The 19,322-nt window shown below is 47.4% G+C and carries 17 protein-coding genes; 1 reads left to right on the forward strand and 16 read right to left on the reverse strand.

Translation table 11 applies throughout. The features are described 5' to 3' along the window. Positions 1-86: 86 nt before the first annotated feature. The 5 genes from DTO96_RS00225 to ubiA all read right to left on the reverse strand — a co-directional run bounded on the left by DTO96_RS00225 (position 87) and on the right by ubiA (position 6,549). The gene (locus DTO96_RS00225; RefSeq protein ID WP_114561659.1) at positions 87-782 is read right to left on the reverse strand and encodes a response regulator; all 696 of its coding nucleotides are present in this window, start codon (positions 780-782) and stop codon (positions 87-89) included. Then, on the reverse strand, positions 779-2,305 hold the full coding sequence (locus tag DTO96_RS00230) for a DUF4118 domain-containing protein (RefSeq protein ID WP_192879001.1): 1,527 nt from the start codon (positions 2,303-2,305) through the stop codon (positions 779-781). The genes DTO96_RS00225 and DTO96_RS00230 overlap by 4 nt, the downstream gene beginning before the upstream one ends. A 166-nt stretch (positions 2,306-2,471) precedes the next feature. Beyond that, entirely contained in the window at positions 2,472-3,392 is a 921-nt protein-coding gene (locus tag DTO96_RS00235; RefSeq protein ID WP_114561661.1) for a hydrogen peroxide-inducible genes activator, read from the reverse strand. 62 nt (positions 3,393-3,454) lie between these two features. Beyond that, positions 3,455-5,560 carry an ATP-dependent DNA helicase RecG gene (gene recG / locus DTO96_RS00240; protein WP_114561662.1) on the reverse strand — a complete coding sequence of 702 codons (2,106 nt, stop codon included), beginning with the start codon at positions 5,558-5,560 and terminating at the stop codon, positions 3,455-3,457. 131 nt (positions 5,561-5,691) lie between these two features. Beyond that, a complete protein-coding gene (gene ubiA / locus DTO96_RS00245) occupies positions 5,692-6,549 on the reverse strand; it encodes a 4-hydroxybenzoate octaprenyltransferase (protein ID WP_114563843.1) in 858 nt (285 codons plus the stop codon). A 343-nt stretch (positions 6,550-6,892) separates the two neighbouring features. Between ubiA and DTO96_RS00250 the strand changes: the two genes are divergently transcribed. Continuing rightward, entirely contained in the window at positions 6,893-7,570 is a 678-nt protein-coding gene (locus DTO96_RS00250) for a DUF2306 domain-containing protein (protein ID WP_192879002.1), read from the forward strand. Positions 7,571-7,743: 173 nt separating this feature from the next. Here the strand turns inward: DTO96_RS00250 and DTO96_RS00255 are convergent, their stop codons facing one another. The 11 genes from DTO96_RS00255 to nuoG form a co-directional block, all read right to left on the reverse strand. Beyond that, the gene (locus DTO96_RS00255; protein ID WP_114561664.1) at positions 7,744-8,094 is read right to left on the reverse strand and encodes a 5-carboxymethyl-2-hydroxymuconate Delta-isomerase; all 351 of its coding nucleotides are present in this window, start codon (positions 8,092-8,094) and stop codon (positions 7,744-7,746) included. A gap of 18 nt (positions 8,095-8,112) precedes the next feature. Further along, complete coding sequence (locus tag DTO96_RS00260) at positions 8,113-8,700, reverse strand: NUDIX domain-containing protein (protein ID WP_373277798.1); 588 nt, start codon at positions 8,698-8,700, stop codon at positions 8,113-8,115. Between the two features lie 54 nt (positions 8,701-8,754). Beyond that, a complete protein-coding gene (locus DTO96_RS00265) occupies positions 8,755-9,048 on the reverse strand; it encodes a DUF2818 family protein (RefSeq protein WP_114561665.1) in 294 nt (97 codons plus the stop codon). Then, positions 9,049-10,521, reverse strand: coding sequence for an NADH-quinone oxidoreductase subunit NuoN (gene nuoN, locus DTO96_RS00270; RefSeq protein WP_114561666.1), 1,473 nt, complete (start codon positions 10,519-10,521; stop codon positions 9,049-9,051). Between the two features lie 71 nt (positions 10,522-10,592). Continuing rightward, on the reverse strand, positions 10,593-12,083 hold the full coding sequence (locus tag DTO96_RS00275; protein WP_114563845.1) for an NADH-quinone oxidoreductase subunit M: 1,491 nt from the start codon (positions 12,081-12,083) through the stop codon (positions 10,593-10,595). A 124-nt stretch (positions 12,084-12,207) separates the two neighbouring features. Beyond that, positions 12,208-14,262 carry an NADH-quinone oxidoreductase subunit L gene (gene nuoL, locus DTO96_RS00280; protein ID WP_114561667.1) on the reverse strand — a complete coding sequence of 685 codons (2,055 nt, stop codon included), beginning with the start codon at positions 14,260-14,262 and terminating at the stop codon, positions 12,208-12,210. Positions 14,263-14,383: 121 nt separating this feature from the next. Next, complete coding sequence (gene nuoK, locus DTO96_RS00285) at positions 14,384-14,689, reverse strand: NADH-quinone oxidoreductase subunit NuoK (RefSeq protein WP_114561668.1); 306 nt, start codon at positions 14,687-14,689, stop codon at positions 14,384-14,386. After that, the gene (locus DTO96_RS00290; RefSeq protein WP_114561669.1) at positions 14,689-15,381 is read right to left on the reverse strand and encodes an NADH-quinone oxidoreductase subunit J; all 693 of its coding nucleotides are present in this window, start codon (positions 15,379-15,381) and stop codon (positions 14,689-14,691) included. The genes nuoK and DTO96_RS00290 overlap by 1 nt, the downstream gene beginning before the upstream one ends. Before the next feature lie 34 nt (positions 15,382-15,415). Then, positions 15,416-15,904 (reverse strand): NADH-quinone oxidoreductase subunit NuoI, encoded by a 489-nt coding sequence (nuoI, locus tag DTO96_RS00295; protein ID WP_114561670.1) that lies wholly within the window; start codon positions 15,902-15,904, stop codon positions 15,416-15,418. Between the two features lie 10 nt (positions 15,905-15,914). Next, on the reverse strand, positions 15,915-16,985 hold the full coding sequence (nuoH, locus tag DTO96_RS00300; RefSeq protein WP_225972517.1) for an NADH-quinone oxidoreductase subunit NuoH: 1,071 nt from the start codon (positions 16,983-16,985) through the stop codon (positions 15,915-15,917). Then, complete coding sequence (gene nuoG, locus DTO96_RS00305) at positions 16,985-19,318, reverse strand: NADH-quinone oxidoreductase subunit NuoG (protein ID WP_114561671.1); 2,334 nt, start codon at positions 19,316-19,318, stop codon at positions 16,985-16,987. Before nuoG ends, nuoH begins: the two co-directional genes overlap by 1 nt. Between the last annotated feature and the right edge of the window lie 4 nt (positions 19,319-19,322).

The following is a 19,322-nucleotide window of genomic DNA, read 5'->3' on the forward strand; positions in this document are numbered from 1 at the left end:
AAATGAGGGTAAATTTAAACCCCATGTCTGCTGCATTTTCTTGTAGTGAACGGTGTTTCCGTCAAAAACCAGATGGCCTCCACTCATCACCCTACAAAACGATAACCCAACCCAGTTTCAGTCATAAAATATTTGGGTTGTGCAGGATCAACTTCCAGTTTTTTGCGCAAATGTCCCACATAAACCCGTAAATAATGCGTATGTTCACTACTCGCTCCCCCCCAAATCGCTTGCAACAATTGACGATGGGTCAGCACCCGTCCCTTATGTGCTAAAAAAAAGCACAGCAACTGATATTCAATCGCGGTCAAATGTACGGCCTCTCCCGACCGCACGACGGTGCGCAAACCCCGATTGACTGTGATGGTGTCGAAATGGACGACAGGATTGTCTTCTTGTGAAACATCGTGTGTCGACCTGCGCATCAGTGCACGGATGCGTGCCAGCAGCTCCCCAATCGAGAAGGGTTTGGTCAAGTAATCATCGGCTCCAGCATCAAGCACTTTGATTTTTTCTTGCTCATCAGTACGAGCAGATAAAATCAAAATAGGTAAAGGTGACCACGTGCGCACGGTTTGGACGAACGTTAAACCATCACCATCAGGCAACCCCAAATCCAAAATAACAGCATCGGGTCTGTTCTCTACCACCAAACTGAGTCCATCACGCAAGGTATTCGCTGTCAGTAAGGTAAAATTTGCAGCCACCAGTGCATCACGGACAAAACGCACAATATCGCGTTCATCCTCAATCAACAGAATTTTAGTTTTAGCCATGATCATGTTAAGCACGCCTCATCAATGATGTTCACCTCAGGTGGCGTTCCAATAGGCAGTGAGAAACACATGCGCACACCTTCCTGTAAATTCTCAGCCCATATATGCCCGCCATGTGCTTCGACAATGCTGCGACAGATGGACAAGCCAATGCCCATGCCATGAACACTCGACTCCACTTGCCCGCGTTCAAACAATTTGAAGATTGTTTTCAACTGCACCTCTGGAATCCCCTCCCCTTGATTGTCAACGCTGACGTGAACATCATCATTCACCTTATGCGCATGAATGTGGAACGGGCTGTCATCCTGTGGGCTGTATTTATTTGCATTTTCAAGTAAATTACAGAAAACCCGCTCAAGCAACACCGCATCAACACTCAATAAAGGGAGGTCTTCAGGTAAATCCACCACCACACCATGCGGCTGAATCGCAGTAGACAACAATTGAATGCTGGCACCGATGACCTCCTCGATGGGAAGCCATTCTTGGTGCAACACCAGTGCACCCGCTTGGAATTTTGCCATCTCCAATAGATTACAGACCATCGTATTGAGTTGCATCACTTGCGCACACAAAGCATCTGCGGTATACAAAACCACTTGAGGCAAAGGCGGCTCGATGAAATGCAAACCATCAGCCATACCATACAACGCCGTCAAAGGCGTGCGAATGTCATGTGATAGGGCCGACAAGATCGAACTGCGCAGGCGCTCATTGCTCATCTTCAATTGCGCATGCTGTGCCACATCGACAAAGTGCAAACGTTCGATTGATGCCGAAACGATCGAAGCCACAGCTTCAAGCATGGCACGGTGGCTCAACAACTGCCCAGCGGATGATGCCAATGTGCGTACCATCAGCACCCCTCGAACACGCGTAGAACCTTGCAATGGCAAATATGTCGAGCTATGATCACCATCGTTGTGATAACCCATTTCCTTGATGACCCCCTCATCAAATGTGGTGCGTGCCATTAAGATCTCAACAGCACTCCAATCAAGCCCCCCTTGAATATGCAAACACTCATTTGGGTCAGGTAAGACCAGTGCGGACTCCAGCTGTAAAGTATGTTTTAAAAAATACGTGGTTGAATCCAACACCTGCACCACCGACAAACTGCTTGATAGCGATTTTGCCAGTTCATACAATGCATGAGATTGCATCGCCAACACCTGCGCATCATCAGCACGCTCGCGCAAATGAAGGGTCAATGAACTGATGGACAAGGCAACCACCAACATCACAGCAAAAGTAAGGAGATACTGCACATCCGACACTGAAAACGAAAATCGAGGTTCAACAAAAAACAAATCGAATAAAGCCACACTGCAAAACGCCGCCGTCATCCCAGCCGCCCGCCCCAGTTTGGCCGACAACCACACCACCACCAACAAAAACAACATGACAATGTTTGTCTCCGCCAATACGTGCATGAGCGGCGTCACCAACAAGGTCGTTACGATACAGGCTGCAACAGACAACCCCACATTGCGTGCAGTGGGCATGTGACAATCAATGGCATGCATAGCATTCTCCAAAGGAATCAAAGGGATTGGGAAATTATTTTGGCAGCATACGCATAAAAATGGTGTAAAAAAATGGCATTCACATACCATTTCTTTACACCATTTTTTTAAATACAGATAAGCAAAATGCTTTTGTGGTTGGTCATCATTCACGTTGTGACATGCGCTATAACACATGCACATCTATCAATCCACACACACGAATCGTTTGAGCCAAAGCCTCACATGCTTCAGCCCGAGAATAATGCTTACGCCACACCAAAACCACACGGCGGGTCGGTGCTGGTTGCTCAAAAGGGAGGTATTTCAACGGATCGTTGCTGCTCTTCTCAGGCACCGCCAAAGCAGGTAAAACCGTGATGCCCAAACCACTCGCCGCCATGTGGCGCAGTGTTTCCAACGATGTGCCTTCAAAGGCTTTTTGCATGCCATCCTGCTCAATACGGAACATTTGCGCACGCGGCGTGGCTTGCAGCACTTGTTCACGAAAACAATGCCCGACACCCAGCACCAACAAGGCCTCCTCGCTGAGTGCGTCACTGCTGACGCTCTTTTGCTTGGCCAGCGGGTGTTTTTTTGACACCGCCACATAAAATGATTCATCGTACAACGCCGCAATGCTCAAACCCACATCATTCACAGGCAATGCCACAATGGCCGCATCCAGCACCCCTTGTTTAACCCGTTCGAGCAAAATATGGGTGTAGTTTTCTTGCACAATCAAAGGCATGGCCGCATGCTCTCGCATCATCTGCGGCATGAGCTGTGGCAATAAATACGGTGCAATGCTGTAAATAATGCCCACTTTTAACGCACCAACGGTCGGGTCTTGACCTTGCTTGACCAACTCTTTAAGTGCAGACACTTGATTCAAAATAAGGTGCGCCTGCGCCACCACGCGCTCACCCAAAACGGTGGTGTGCACATCTTGCATGCTGCGTTCAAACAGCACAGCCCCCAGCTCTTGCTCCAATTTTTTAATCGCCACCGACAAAGTGGGCTGACTGACGAATGCCGCTTGTGCCGCGCGACCAAAATGTTTTTCGCGAGCCAATGCGACGACATAACGCAATTCAGTGAGGGTCATGTGGTTGTCCTTAAAGATGTTCAAGTCGACGGCTGCGCAACCCGTCCAAAGCGGGCATCCGCCTAACCCGCCAAATAATGTTCACGCTGCGCCAACCAGCGTTGTAAATGTGCATCGGCTGCATCTGGATTGTGTTTAAGCAGCCACGCCGCGGCATCGCGTGCCAATTCAAGCAGCTCGATGTCTTTTTCAATGTCGGCGAAACGCAACAAAGGCAAGCCAGATTGACGCGTGCCCAAAAACTCACCCGCTCCACGCAACAGCAAATCTTGCCGTGCCACCTCGAAACCATCGGTGGTTTCATACATGGTTTTTAGGCGCGACTTCGCCGTGGCCGACAATGGTTTTTCGTACAATAAAATGCACGTGCTTTGGGTGGCGCCACGCCCAACGCGTCCACGCAATTGATGCAGTTGTGCCAAACCAAAACGTTCCGCATGCTCAATCACCATCACCGAGGCATTTGCCACATCCACCCCCACCTCAATCACCGTGGTCGCCACCAACACATCCAATTCGTGCGCAACAAAAGCCTGCATGACGGCACGTTTTTCAGCGGCACTCAAACGCCCATGCACCAAGCCAATTCGCACATCGGGCAACATGGTCACCAAAGTGGCATGGGTGTCGATTGCCGTTTGCAACTCCAAGGTTTCCGACTCTTCAATCAATGGGCACACCCAATACACCTGCCGCCCCAGCGACACATCACGCGCCACTTTATCGACCACATCACCCCGTCGCACCTGATCGATCAATTTGGTGATGATTGGCGTTCGATTTGGCGGCAATTCATCAATCACCGCCACATCCAAATCGGCAAAATACGACAGCGCCAACGTTCGAGGAATCGGTGTGGCGCTCATCATCAGTTGATGCGGTGCATGCTCACTATATTTAACACCATTGTTTTCAGCCGAACGTGCCTGCATGCTCACGTTGTCGCGCATTTTGTGGCGCAATTCAAGCCGTTGCATCACGCCAAAACGGTGCTGCTCATCGATCACCGCCAAGCCCAAATTATAAAACTGCACCGCCTCTTGAATCAACGCATGCGTCCCCACAACAACATGGGCTTGGTTCTCGCGAATGGCTTCGTAGGTCGTCTGCTTATCTTTCTTTTTCACACTGGATGCAAGCCACACCACACGCATGCCGAGCGGCTCAAACCAACCGCGCAGTTTTTCAAACAACTGCTCAGCCAAAATCTCCGTCGGTGCCATCACCGCCGCCTGAAAGCCCGCCGCCACGCACTGGGCACACGCCAAACCCGCCACCACCGTTTTACCCGAACCCACATCGCCTTGCAATAAACGGTGCATCGGCACACCCTGAGTCACGTCATGCGCAATCAACGCCCAGGCCCGCTGCTGCGCCCCCGTCAAAGCAAAAGGCAGCTGCGCCACAAAACGACTGAACACATCATTCCGCGCCAACAATGGCGGCGCATGTTCTGCCGCACGCTTCAGCTTGGCCTTGGTCAAAGAAATCTGCTGCGCCAACAGCTCTTCAAATTTAATCCGCGACCATGCAGGATGATCGCGCTCAGTCAAAGCCGAAGGGTTCACATCGGGTGGTGGGGCATGCAGCAAACGCACCGCCTCGTTCAACGTTGGCCAACTGTCATCTAAAATTTGCTCAGGCAAAATTTCAGGCAAGCTGACTTCAGCCATTGCCTTTGCCATCAATTTACGCATCGCCCCCTGCGACAAACCTTCCGTCGTTGGGTACACGGGCGACAAATGTTCTGATAACGGCGTCTCTTCGCGTACCCCCTGAAAACGCGGATGCACCATTTCCACGCCATGATGCCCCATTCTTGGCTCACCCTGCACACGCACCAATGCACCCTCTTTCAGCGTCGCTGTCGTGTTTGGATAAAAATTCAAAAACCGCAACACCAACGTGTCTTCCGCGGCATCCATTGTCGTCACCAACAACGACCGCCGCCCACGAAACTGCACCGACTGCGCCACCACCGTCACTTGAGCTTGCGCAAACACCCCCAAGCGCAAATCCGCCACAGGCGTGATGTGGGTCTCATCCTCATAACGCAATGGAATGTGCAAAAGAACGTCTTGATCTGTGCGCAAACCAAGCTTATCAAGCTTTTCAGCGAGCTTGGGGGTGATTTTGAGAGAAGGAGAAAAAGATTGAAGGCAGGTCACCGATTGGGCTTTTAATGAATTTTAGATAATCGATAGTTTACAACAATCAACCTTTAAGTTGTGCATCACAAACCGCTGTTTATGCATTGTGCAATCACCAGACAAGTCAATGCCCATACATGCGGAGACCTTCACGATGCAGAACACCCTAGCATCGTCCCCACAAACACCGTCAATCCCAGCCAATGGTTGTGCAAAAAAGCTTTAAAACACAATGCCCGATCGCGGTTTTTAATCAAGGTGTAGTGATACAACGCGATGCCAGCGGCAACGGCCAAACCGATGAAATACGGCCATGCCAGTGCTTCAGAAAGTCCCACCCATGCCATGATGATGAGAAATATGGCGTAGCACACCATCACGGCCGCTACATCGTGGTCACCAAAGGTAATGGCTGAGGTTTTGATGCCAATTTTCAAGTCATCGGGCTTGTCGACCATGGCATACTCCGTGTCATAAGCAACCGTCCAAAACACATTGGCAATCAACAACCACCACGCCAATGCAGGCACCTCACCACGTATGGCGGCGAAAGCCATCGGAATGCCAAAACCAAACGCAATGCCCAAATAGGCTTGTGGAATGGCAAAAAAACGCTTGAACAATGGATAGCTGCCTGCAAGAAATGCAGCAACAAAAGCCAATTGAATCGCAGTTGCATTGAGCATCAATGCCAATCCACCCGCCAGCACAGCCAGAAACACCGCCACCGCCACTGCTTCTTTGCCTGAAATTTGACCACTGGTCAATGGGCGATTGACTGTGCGTTCAACGTGTTTATCAAAGTCACGGTCGGCATAATCATTAATGGCGCAGCCTGCTGAGCGCATGAGGACTGTACCTGCAATGAAAATGACCAGCTCTTTGAGCGGTGGCATGCCACGCGCAGCCAACCACAACCCCCACAAAGTGGGCCATAAAAGCAATAAGATGCCAATGGGTTTATCAAGTCGAGTCAGTTGGGCGTACAATTTTAATTTTTCAAGCATGGCATCATTCAAAACAATCATCAAAACATTTTTCAAAGTAATCAAAGTAAAACTGGCTCTATTTTAACCCATGACTTGAGTCAATAATTGTTCTTGAGACTTCGCACTGGACAATAATCAGACCATCATGCACACGGTTGTTTCGCTCCATGCATCAATGGCTTGCTAATGGCTTGGTTTTTCTTAGGGTTTGTGTTTTAGATGTTGTGCCGATGCCTGTGCGCAACATCCAACACTTAAGCTTATGGAAAGCGAAGGTTTCCTTTTCGGAATGGCTATAATGACCATGCGCCAATGCCCCCGTTGCATTGTTTTGTCATTGAATCGAACAACTGTCATGCCCATGTCAACTCGCCATCGCACCATTGTTGCTGCCAAATACTTGAGTCTAATGGCTTTACTGTTCTGCTGCGCCTTGGTGTTATTCACCGTCCTCCAGCACACTCCTGTCAATACAGGTGTTGGCTTTCTACAGATCAAACAAGACTATATGCAAACCATGCCATGGCCCATTGTATTTTATGTGCATATTTTTTCAAGCATGTTTGCGCTGGTGATGGGTGTTATGCAACTTTCAAAAAAAATTCGCGTCCGCCACACCACGATGCACCGCTGGCTTGGGCGGATGTATGTACTCAATGTTCTGCTGGTGGCTGCGCCTGCTGGGCTCATCATGTCAATTGATGCCAATGATGGCTTCAGTTCTCGCACAGCATTAACCGTGTTGCCATGCCTGTGGTGGTATTTTACCTATACCGCTTATTGGAGCGTGATTCACAGGGATTTTATTGGGCATCGCAACTTCATGGTGCGCAGCTTTGCACTCACACTATCGATCATCACGTTGCGACTGTGGGAAATGGGGTTGATGGCTTACGTTGAACACCCTCCGATGGATCTTCTGTACCCCATGATCGCTTGGTTGGGTTTTATGCCCAATTTAATGGTCGCCGAATGGTGGATACGGCGAACAGCCACTTCACATGCAACAGTCAGTTCAGTCAACGAAACGAAAATTTGATCGCATGGATCATGCGTGGGGTGCAATGTTTCAAATTTGCAAACAGTTGGGCTTTACCTACAAATCGATTGCGGCTCACCTGAGTTATTGTGAGTGAAACCACTGTTTTTGCTCTCGTGCAAAACCTTTAAATTTATACAAGCACACAACAGGGTTACAGTTACTGTGTTTTCTTAGTTATGAACCACATCCTTGCTATAGGCAGCGCGGTTCATGTCCACAGCTTCAGCCGTCACGCAACTCACGCGGGGTGCTAAAGCACGGATGTGCTGCACAATGCCAAGGGTCAACTTTGATTTTTGCTCATCGTTCCGTCCAGACAACAAGCGCACGGTCACATGAATAAAGGTGTCTTGCGTGTCACCCATGCGCACATGTTGATAGGCCAAGGCCCTGGTTTTAATGTCATACCCATCAGGAAAGAGTCCCGAGTCAACCGCGCCTTGATGCACCGCATCCACTAAATGGGCAATGTTGACTTCACTTTCGATTGCTTGTGCATACGCTATGACAAGGTGTGGCATGAATCCAACTCCAAAAATTTAAACAGCGGTGCGCTGCGCCAAATAATCTTTCAACCAAAAAACACCCAACTGTGTTTTCACGTCAGGCACCCAGCCCTTGCGCATCCAAGACTCAAGCTCAGTCAATGGCACACGCATCACTTGCAAAAATTCATTGTCATCCAACTGCCCATCATGCTGTTTCTCTAATCCTTTGGCGATGAAAAAATGAATCACCTCATCACAGTAAGCAATCGCATTGTAGATGTCGGTGACATGCAACCACTCGGTCGCAGTGTAACCCGTTTCCTCCAGCAGCTCACGTTGCCCAGTGGTCAAAGGTGCCTCACCTTCGTCCTTTTTTCCTGCGGGAAACTCAACAAACACATTGTGCAACGGATGGCGGTATTGTCGCTCAATCAGCACATCCCCATTGTCAAACAAGGGAATAACCATCACCGCACCCGGATGTTTGAGGTATTCGCGCTCGGCAATGCGGCCATTGGGCAACACCACAGTGTCTTTGTGTGCATTCAGGAAATAACCATCGTACACACAAGCGCTGCTTTGTGTCACCTCTTCCAGCCCATCCATATTTGATAATTGCTCGCGGGTGTATGTTGTCATTCTATGTTCACATCCATAAAAAAAGCGCGGGATTCACCTCGCGCTGTTTGTATATCATTTTTTCCAAAGGTAACGCCAAATAAACGCTGGAGCTGCCGCCACCACAAACAACAACGCAGTGACTGCATAAAATGCCCAACCTTGCTCCGACACTTGGCTCAAAGAAGCTTCAAACACGCGCCCAAATGATAAAAAAAGAGCGTAGGCCAACAAAAACTCACACATCCTCAGCAATGGCGTTTTTGGGGATTTAAGCACGGGCAAACCTAAAAACATTCGTTCACCCACAAAAGACAAAGACGCGAGCAAAACACCCGCGCCCAAGAGCAGCCATAAAGATACCATCATTTATGCAGCGCCTAAACTTTTCAACACACTGTTAATGGCCATATTGATCAAACCTGAAGGCAGGACACCCAGCGCCAGCAAGGCCAATACATTCACACTCAGCACCACATGGTGAATCGGTGAAAAAGTGATTGCAGATTCAACTTCAGGTTTATCAAAATACATCACTTTAACCACGCGCAGGTAGTAGAAGGCACCAATCAAAGAGAACATCACGGCTAACACAGACAAACCAATGTGACCTGACTGCATCAAACCTTTGAGGATCACAAACTTTGCAAAGAAACCAGCCAAAGGCGGAATACCAGCCAAAGAGAACATCAATACCAAGACCAAAAAGGCCAACCACGGATTGCGTTTATTTAAACCTTTCAGATCATCGATTTGATCGGCTTCGAAACCAGTATGGCTCATCGCCAAAATGACACCAAAACTGGCCAATGTGGTGATCGCATAAATAATCACATAGTAAAAAGCTGAACCCACGCCAACAAAACCATTGAATGCATCAGAACCCGCACGACCCGCCAAGAAACCAAGGAGCACAAAACCCATGTGTGAGATGCCTGAATACGCCAACATGCGTTTGAAATTCTTTTGACGAATCGCTGTCAAATTACCCAAAGCCAATGACACCACAGCCATTGCGGCAAACATGCCATTCCAATCAGCGGTACGGGCACTGAGACCTTCCACCAAAACGCGCACCACCATCACAAATGCAGCAATTTTTGGTGCAGAAGAAATCATCAAAGTCACAGGCGTCGGAGAACCTTGATATACATCGGGCACCCACATGTGGAAAGGAACCACACCCAACTTAAACGCCATGCCAGCCACCAAAAACACCAAACCAAACACGAGCACCTGTGGAATAAACTTCCCACTTTCGATGACATTGGCGATTTCAACAATGCTCAACTTACCGCCTGTGGCACCGTATATCATTGAAATACCGAACAAAATGAAACCTGAAGCAATCGCACCTAAAATAAAATATTTCATTGCCGCTTCAATTGAACGCACGTGATCACGACGCAAAGCCACCATCGCATACAACGACAATGCCTGTAATTCTAAACCCATGTACAAACCCAACAAGTGATGAGAAGAAATCATCACCATTTGACCGACCAAGGCGAACAATGACAAGCTGTAATATTCACCATGCAAAAAACCACGATCCGCAGCGTAACGTTGGCCATAAACAAATGTCACTGCCACGCAGATGTACGAGAACATTTTGGCCAAATTGGACAACGGATCCGATACAAACATGTCGTTAAATGTGTGCAAATCCGTGCCTGCATGCCACATATTGGCAGTCAAAATGCCTGCCCCTGCCAAGCCAAGTAGGCTCACGACGTGAATCACTGAGCGTTGAGCATCCTTAGCACACAATTCAAGCAAGAGCACCGCAGATGCCACCAACACCAAAATCACTTCAGGATAGGCAATAAAAAAGTTTTGCATAACATTTAACCCAATAAGTACTTAATCGTTTTAGACCATAACACATGGCAATGTGAATCTATTGTTCGTATTTACTTCAGCTTGCTGGTTGCCACATGCTCAAGCAAGTGATTGACCGACACATCCATCGCATTTGTGAATGGCATTGGGTACAGCCCCATCGCTAAAACAGCGGCGGCCAACAATGCCAAAATCAATAACTCACGTTTATTGGCATCGAGCAATTCAGCCACATGGTGATTGGCCACCTCACCGAAAACAACGCGTTTAAACATCCATAAAGAGTACGCAGCACCCACAATCAAAGTTGTGGCAGCAATTGCAGCGACCCAAAAATTAAACTTGGTTGCACCCAGAATAACCAAAAACTCACCCACAAAACCACTGGTTGCTGGCAAGCCCGCATTGGCCATGGTAAACAACATAAAGAAAGCAGCAAATTTAGGCATCGTGTTGACCACACCGCCGTAAGCGGAAATTTCTCGGCTGTGTACGCGGTCATACAACACACCAATGCAGAAGAACATTGCGGCAGAAATAAAACCGTGTGAAATCATTTGCAAAATTGCACCTTGCATGGCCACACTGTAACCCATGCCCTTGGCATCAAACATAAAGAAGCCCAGCGTGACAAAACCCATGTGAGCGATTGAAGAATACGCCACCAATTTTTTCATGTCTTTTTGCACCAAGGCGACCAAACCAATATAAGCCACAGCAATCAAAGAAATGGTCACAACAAATGGTGCCAGTGCGTGTGATGCATCTGGAGCAATCGGTAAAGAAAATCGCAAGAAACCATATGCGCCAAGCTTCAACATGATCGCAGCCAACACCATCGAACCACCTGTGGGTGCTTCAACGTGGGCATCAGGCAGCCAGGTGTGCACAGGCCACATCGGCACCTTAACCGCAAAGGCCATGAAGAATGCACCGAACAACAATTTTTGTGCCGTCATGCTCAAAGGCAATGCATGCCATGTCGCAATATCAAACGTACCCGATTGTAAATATAAATAAGTGATGGCCACCAAAGTCAACAACGAACCCAATAAGGTGTACAGGAAGAATTTAAATGCCGCATACACACGGTTTGGACCGCCCCACACCCCCACGATGATGTACATTGGGATCAATGTGGCTTCAAAGAACACATAAAACAACATGCCATCGGTGACCGCAAACACGCCCACCATCAAACCCGACAAAATTAAAAATGCTGCAAAATATTGAGGTACTTTTTCGTTAATGACTTCCCAACCAGCCAACAGCACCAAGATGGTGATGAATGCCGTTAAAGGCACGAACCACATGGAAATACCATCCACACCCAAGGCATAGCTTGAGTTCAAACTCGGCAACCACTCATGTTTTTCAACAAATTGCATCGCAGCCGTTGAGCCATCAAAACCAGTCATCAATGGAATGGTCACCAAAAAGCCGATGATTGCACCGACAAGCGCAACTTGGCGTGCCAAACTGTCCTGGCCATTTCGACCAAGCAGCAAGACCACCACGCCAAAAACAATCGGAATCCAAATCGCTAAGCTTAACAAAGGCATCATCAGCACCATTTTCCATATTCAAAAAAAGAACAACATTCTTTTTTTGGTTTCAAATTATAGTTTTCGATGGAACAACTCATCAAAAACGGATTAACATCAACTTCTTAATTGATCAACAAGCTTAGCGCATCATGGTGACAAATAAACCCAAAAACACCACAACGCCCATAATCATCGCCAAAGCATACTGGTAGATTAAACCCGATTGGAATGTACTCACAGCGTGCGCAAATACGTTCACCATACGTGCAGCACCATTCACAAAAAAGCCATCAATGATTTTTGCATCACCAAAATTCCACAAAAACTCACCGATCTTACGCGCACCGCCCGCAAGCACCGTTTCATTGAATTTATCAAAGTAATATTTATTTTCCAATACCGTGTTGATGAACTTGGTTTTCTCTTTGATGGCGGTAGGAATCGAAGGTTTCACCATGTAGAAGAAATAAGACAACAACACGCCGCTCAAGGCCAAAATGAAAGGCAATGATGTGAAACTGTGCAAAGCCATACCCATCGCACCACCATTTTCAGCGAACTCTTTAGACAACTCCTCCATGGCTGGGTGCGCTTCATTCGCCACGTGAATCACCTGGTTGAATGCTGCACCATGTTGAAAAAACTCACCGTACAACATGGGGCCAATCGCCATAAAGCCAATAATCACAGAGGGAATTGCCAACAAAATGAGCGGCAGAGTCACCACCCAAGGTGATTCATGCGGGACATCATGCGGCCCTAAACCGTGGTGATGCTCGTCATGGCTGTGGTCATCATCCGCTGCGTGTGCATGATGTGCATCATGCACCCCATGATCCGCCTGCATCCAACGTTCCTTACCGTGGAACACAAGAAAATACATGCGGAATGAATAAAAAGCGGTGACAAATACGCCTGCAATCACAGCAAAATAAGCAAAGCCAGAGCCCGCAATGTGCGAGGCATGCACCGCTTCAATAATGGAATCTTTTGAGTAAAAACCAGAGAAAAATGGCGTGCCAATCAAAGCCAAAGAGCCAATCAACGACGTGATCCATGTGATTTTCATGTATTTCCACAGGCCACCCATGTTACGAATGTCTTGGTCATGGTGCATGCCCATGATCACAGAGCCCGCACCGAGGAACAACAACGCTTTAAAGAACGCATGTGTCATCAAGTGGAAAATTGCGATCGGATATGCAGACACACCCAAGGCCACCGTCATATAACCCAATTGTGACAATGTTGAATACGCCACCACACGTTTAATGTCATTTTGAATGATGCCCAAAAAGCCCATGAACAACGCAGTGATCGAACCAATAATCAAAACAAATGATAAGGCCGTATCTGACAGTTCAAACAACGGTGACATCCGTGACACCATGAAGATACCGGCCGTCACCATCGTTGCTGCATGGATCAATGCAGAGATTGGTGTTGGACCTTCCATTGAATCTGGCAACCACACATGCAAAGGCACTTGTGCCGATTTACCCATCGCACCGATAAACAAGCAGATACAAATTGTTGTGATCAACATCCAGCTGGTGCCTGGGAACATCGCAGCAGCCAGCGCTTCACGTTGTGCAAAGACTTCTTTGTAATCCAATGACCCTGCAAAAGCATAAATCAAACCAATACCGAGCACAAAACCGAAGTCACCCACGCGATTGACTAAAAATGCTTTCATATTGGCGAAGATGGCGGTTGGACGTGTATACCAGAAGCCGATCAACAAATAAGACACCAAACCCACCGCCTCCCAGCCGAAGAACAATTGGAGGAAGTTATTGCTCATCACAAGCATCAACATTGAGAAAGTAAACAATGAAATGTAAGAGAAGAAACGTTGATAGCCTGGATCTTCAGCCATGTAACCCATGGTGTAAATATGAACCATCAAAGACACAAAGGTCACGACACACATCATCATTGTCGTTAAATTATCAATTAAAAAGCCCACTTCAAGCTTTAAGCCACCCAAGTTAGCCCATTGATACAGGGTACCATCAAAAGTCATGCCTGCACGTGTTTGATTAAACACAATCACCGAGCCGATGAATGCAATGGCAACACCGATAATCGTCGCAATGGCCGATGGTATGCGCCCCAACTGCTTACCAAACAGCCCTGCTAAAATCGCACCCACCAATGGGGCCATGGGAATCAAGACATACAACGCTTGCATAGGTTTCTCACTCTAAGGTCAAAAAAGCAAGTGTTTGCTTTTTTGAGTCTAAATTAGAGATTTCGCACAGGATTAAGTGTTCGAAATCTGGATTAAATCACATTACAGGATCAACTCAGGATCAACCTTTTAGGTTGTCGAGTTTATCCATATCCACAGTGTCCATATTGCGGAACAAGACCACCAAAATTGCCAAACCAATCGCAGATTCAGCCGCAGCCACCGTCAAGATAAAGAAAACAAAAACTTGACCTGCTGTATCGCCCAGCATATGTGAAAAAGCAACAAAATTCATATTCACTGCAAGCAACATCAACTCAACGGCCATTAAAAGCACAATCATGTTTTTGCGATTAAGCACCACACCAACAACACCAATGGCAAAAAGAGCTGAGCCTAAAATTAGGTAATGCGCATGTTCTAACATTATTTTTTCTCCTGAGAACCAGCAACCACCATTGGAGGGGCGACCGGGGCAGTTTCTGCCACAACAGGCGTGGGCGGATTCGTTTGGTGAGCAGACATATCCGCTGCAACCGTCACCATTGTCAAGCGATCACTTGATTTAACCTGTGCTTGTGCACTTGCATTTTGTGATTTTGCATCTTTACGATGACGTAATGTAATCGCCACAGCAGCAATCAAAGCAACCAACAAAATCAAAGCCGCAATCTCAAAAGGGAATGCATATTCTGTGTACATCACTTGACCAATTTTACGGGTATTTGAGCCATCAACCATCAAATTCTTCAACACATCCAAATTTGGCTTCACATTGAAATGATGGTAAATCACAGCACCCATTTGCAAAACCACGACGGTACCCAAACCGAAAGCCCAAGGCAATAAAGCTTTAAACCCCTTGCGTGGTTCAGATAGGTTCAGGTTAATCATCATTACGACGAATAAAAACAGAATCATGACGGCACCAACGTACACCAGAATCAGTAAAATTCCTAAAAACTCTGCTTGGAGCATGATCCAAATGCCTGCGGCCGAAAAAAACGAGAGCATCAGGAACAGTGCGGAGTGCACAGGATTGGGTACGGTCACAACCAACAAGGCGGAGACCAACAAAATTCCTGCGAATATAAAATATAAAATGCTTTGAACGTCCATTATCGTGTCTTCACTTATGTTACGGTTAATCGACTTATTTAAACTTTGCGTCTTGCGCTTTATTGGCCGCAATTTCAGCTTCGTATTTATCACCCACCGCCAACAACATCTCTTTGGTGAAATATAAATCACCGCGTTTTTCACCGTGATACTCAAAAATATGCGTTTCTACAATTGAATCAACAGGGCAAGACTCTTCACAAAAACCACAGAAAATGCACTTCGTTAAATCAATGTCGTAACGTGTGGTACGGCGCGTACCATCTTCGCGTTTGGCTGACTCAATCGAAATCGCCAATGCAGGACACACGGCCTCACATAATTTGCATGCAATACAACGTTCTTCGCCATTTGGATAACGACGCAATGCATGTAAACCACGGAATCGAGGTGACATTGGGGTTTTTTCTTCAGGGTACTGCAAAGTGACTTTGCGTTTGAAAAAATACTTACCCGTCACCGCCATGCCTTGTAACAATTCAAGCAGGAAGAAACTTTTAAAATAATGTTTTAATGGTGCCATGATCTTCGCCTTATTTCGCCCAAATGTTTAATGCTGGGATTTGCAACCAGATGCCAACAACCAACAACCAAACCAAGCATACAGGGATAAAAACTTTCCAGCCCAAACGCATGATTTGGTCATAGCGGTAGCGAGGAAATGTTGCACGAATCCACAAGAAGAAGAAAATCACTGATGCCATTTTCAACAACATCCAAACCACACCTGGGATGAAGGACAAGAAGGCAAACGGCGCATCCCAACCACCCAAGAACATCAAAGATGTCAATGCAGCAATCACATACATGTTGATGTACTCTGCCAAGAAGAACAAAGCAAAACCCATACCAGAGTATTCAATCATGTGACCCGCAACAATTTCAGACTCACCCTCAACCACATCAAACGGGTGACGGTTGGTTTCAGCCACACCCGAAATCAAATACACAAGGAACATCGGCAACAAGGGCAACCAATTCCAAGACAAAAGATTCAGCCCCATGTCAGCGAAACGACCTTTTTGTTGAACAGCCACAATGTCAAAGAAGTTCAAGCTGTTGCTGACCATCAACACCACAATGATCGCAAAACCCATTGAAATTTCATAAGAGACCATCTGCGCTGAAGCACGCATTGCGCCAAAGAAAGCATATTTCGAGTTGGATGCCCAACCCGCCAAAATCACACCGTACACACCTATTGATGCAATGGACATCACATACAATAATGCAGCATTAACATTGGCTATCACCAAATCTTTGCCAAAAGGAATCACAGCCCAAACTGCAAATGCAGGCACCAGAACCATCATCGGGCCTAAATAATACAAAGGTTTGTCCGCACGGGTTGGCGTAATGATTTCTTTGGTTAACAATTTCAATACGTCAGCAATTGGTTGCAACCACCCGCCTGGACCCACACGATTGGGGCCCAAACGACCTTGCATAAAACCAATGACTTTGCGCTCAATAAAAGTCAAATAGGCCACGGCCAATAAAATCACCACCATCAAAGGTACGATGCGGATCAAAGCCCAAATCACAGGCCAGCCACCGCCAAATGTCGCACCGCCCCATTGGGTGAACGAGTTAATCATTTCCATTATGCGCGCTCCACCGTCACAAAACCAAACTGACTGCCCAATTGAGCGGCCAATAGCGAACCTTGTTGAATATCAACGACATTGCCAGCCAACTCAGGGCGCAACACCGCTTGTGCTTTAACCTTAAGGCCATCTTGTTCAACAATGACCCAAGCCTCATCATCGGCCAAATCTTTGGTCAAACCCAAAGCGTCATACACCGCAGCAGACAAGCCCACAACTTGCGCTGACCGAGCCATGTCGGTTTGCTGCAAGCTTTCTGCTCGGCGGGTGATCGCATCCGCCGCATAAGCAGCCACGCGGGCACTGCGTTCAATGCCCATGCTCGGTTGACCCACAACCACGCTCACGTCAAGCACATTGGATTGATTCGCTGTTGCGGAAGCAATAACTTTATCCGTCAACACACGAACGTCGTTGATGTCATTGGCCGTGAAACTGCCATCATTACTTAAACCAAAGCGTTCAGCCAATACGCGCAACACTTTCCATGCAGGGCGGGACTGACCTCGTGGTTTAACAACAGGATTAAATGCTTGCGAGCGACCTTCTGCATTCACAAAAGTACCCGCCGTTTCAGTAAAAGGTGTCACAGGCAAAATGACATCAGCATACTCAGATGCCGCACTGAAATAAGCATTCATGGCCACCACAAATGCACCAGACAGTGCTTTTAGTGCTTGAGCTGGATTTGCAGATTCAAATTGTGGCTCAACATTGAGTAACACATAAGCATCACGTGGCGCATTGAACATTTGCACAGCATTTAAGCTGCCATTTTTTGCCACTGCGCCCACCGCATAAGCGCCCACGGTGTTGGCCCCCTCAGTCAGAACCGATATGGTTGATGCCGTTGCTGCAGCAATGCGATTAATGACCGTTAACAATTGAGCGGCTTGTGGATGGTTCATTACGGCGTTGCCGACCATAACAGCTTTATTTTTTGCACGAGAATCGCTCAAATTGCGAGCTGTTTGCGCTGCAAAAGAGGTGTCATTGGCATCATTTGCACTCAAAGCAGCTTCAATCGCAAGCAACTCAGACAACCATGCACTTGGTGCCAAGGCATTTTGACGTGCAGCCATCAGCAAATCACCAGCGGATGAGCCCAATACATTGATCTTCGCATTGCGTTTAACCGCTTGACGCAAGCGAGCTGCCAATAAAGGATGCTCTTCACGTAAATTACTACCAACAACCAAAGCCACATGAACATCAGAAAAAGCCGTAATCGGCATGCCCAACCACGGCGTACCTTGCAAAGCCCCCGCCAAAGTTTCATCGGATTGGCGCAAATTGGTGTCGATGTGTGTGCTGCCCAAACCATTGAGAAGCGCTTTCAACATATATAACTCTTCAACCGTTGCGGTATTACTCGCCAAAGCGCCAATCTTATCCGCACCAACTCGGCCTTTAATGGCTTTCAATTGCTCGACAACGTACGTGAAAGCTTCGTCCCAGCTGACAGCCGTCCATTTGCCATCGCGTTTGATCATGGGTTCTGTGACACGATCTTCTGATTTGAGGCCTTCATATGCAAAGCGATCACGATCCGAAATCCAGCAATCATTGACCTCTTCATTTTCAAATGGCAAGATGCGCATCACTTCATTGCCTTTGACTTGAACAATCAGATTTGAACCCAAACTGTCGTGTGCACTGATTGATTTACGGCGAGACAACTCCCAGTTACGAGCGCTGTAGCGGTATGGTTTTGAAGTAATAGCACCCACTGGGCACAAATCAATCATGTTTCCTGACAATTCTGAATTGACTGTATTGCCGACAAAAGTAGTGATTTCAGCGTGCTCACCACGCCCCAACATACCGAGCTCCATCACGCCCGCCACTTCTTGACCAAAGCGAACACAACGCGTGCAATGGATGCAACGCGCCATCTCCTCCATAGAAATCAAGGGGCCCACTTCTTTATGAGTAACCGTGCGTTTCTCTTCATGATAGCGTGAGTTATTACCACCGTAGCCCACAGCCAAATCTTGCAACTGGCACTCGCCGCCTTGGTCACAAATCGGGCAATCCAAAGGGTGATTCAGCAACAAAAATTCCATCACATCTTTTTGAGCTGTCGCAGCTTTTGGCGATTCAACTTGTGTGCGCACAACCATACCTGGCGTCACTGGTGTGGCGCAAGCGGGCAATGGCTTGGGTGCTTTTTCAACTTCAACCAAACACATGCGGCAAGAGGCCGCAATCGATAATTTTTTATGATAGCAAAAGTGAGGAACGTACTTACCGAGTTGCTTCACGGCGTCCATCACCATACTACCTTCTGGCATTTCTATTTTTACGCCATCAATTTGCATTTCAACCATGGTG

It is taken from the genome of Ephemeroptericola cinctiostellae, from assembly GCF_003339525.1.
GTDB lineage: Bacteria > Pseudomonadota > Gammaproteobacteria > Burkholderiales > Burkholderiaceae > Hydromonas > Hydromonas cinctiostellae.

Bases quoted from the DNA above. Each gene is read 5' to 3' on its own strand.
- ubiA (WP_114563843.1), bottom strand. From the start codon at position 6,549: ATGCTTGAAAAATTAAAATTGTACGCCCAACTGACTCGACTTGATAAA.
- nuoH (WP_225972517.1), bottom strand. From the start codon at position 16,985: ATGGAAATGATTAACTCGTTCACCCAATGGGGCGGTGCGACATTTGGC.
- DTO96_RS00275 (WP_114563845.1), bottom strand. From the start codon at position 12,083: ATGCCTTTGTTAAGCTTAGCGATTTGGATTCCGATTGTTTTTGGCGTG.
- nuoG (WP_114561671.1), bottom strand. From the start codon at position 19,318: ATGGTTGAAATGCAAATTGATGGCGTAAAAATAGAAATGCCAGAAGGT.
- nuoK (WP_114561668.1), bottom strand. From the start codon at position 14,689: ATGTTAGAACATGCGCATTACCTAATTTTAGGCTCAGCTCTTTTTGCC.
- DTO96_RS00290 (WP_114561669.1), bottom strand. From the start codon at position 15,381: ATGGACGTTCAAAGCATTTTATATTTTATATTCGCAGGAATTTTGTTG.
- nuoN (WP_114561666.1), bottom strand. From the start codon at position 10,521: ATGCAAAACTTTTTTATTGCCTATCCTGAAGTGATTTTGGTGTTGGTG.
- DTO96_RS00235 (WP_114561661.1), bottom strand. From the start codon at position 3,392: ATGACCCTCACTGAATTGCGTTATGTCGTCGCATTGGCTCGCGAAAAA.
- DTO96_RS00265 (WP_114561665.1), bottom strand. From the start codon at position 9,048: ATGATGGTATCTTTATGGCTGCTCTTGGGCGCGGGTGTTTTGCTCGCG.
- DTO96_RS00225 (WP_114561659.1), bottom strand. From the start codon at position 782: ATGATCATGGCTAAAACTAAAATTCTGTTGATTGAGGATGAACGCGAT.
- nuoL (WP_114561667.1), bottom strand. From the start codon at position 14,262: ATGCAAGCGTTGTATGTCTTGATTCCCATGGCCCCATTGGTGGGTGCG.
- DTO96_RS00230 (WP_192879001.1), bottom strand. From the start codon at position 2,305: ATGCATGCCATTGATTGTCACATGCCCACTGCACGCAATGTGGGGTTG.
- nuoI (WP_114561670.1), bottom strand. From the start codon at position 15,904: ATGGCACCATTAAAACATTATTTTAAAAGTTTCTTCCTGCTTGAATTG.
- DTO96_RS00255 (WP_114561664.1), bottom strand. From the start codon at position 8,094: ATGCCACACCTTGTCATAGCGTATGCACAAGCAATCGAAAGTGAAGTC.
- DTO96_RS00250 (WP_192879002.1), top strand. From the start codon at position 6,893: ATGTCAACTCGCCATCGCACCATTGTTGCTGCCAAATACTTGAGTCTA.
- DTO96_RS00260 (WP_373277798.1), bottom strand. From the start codon at position 8,700: ATGACAACATACACCCGCGAGCAATTATCAAATATGGATGGGCTGGAA.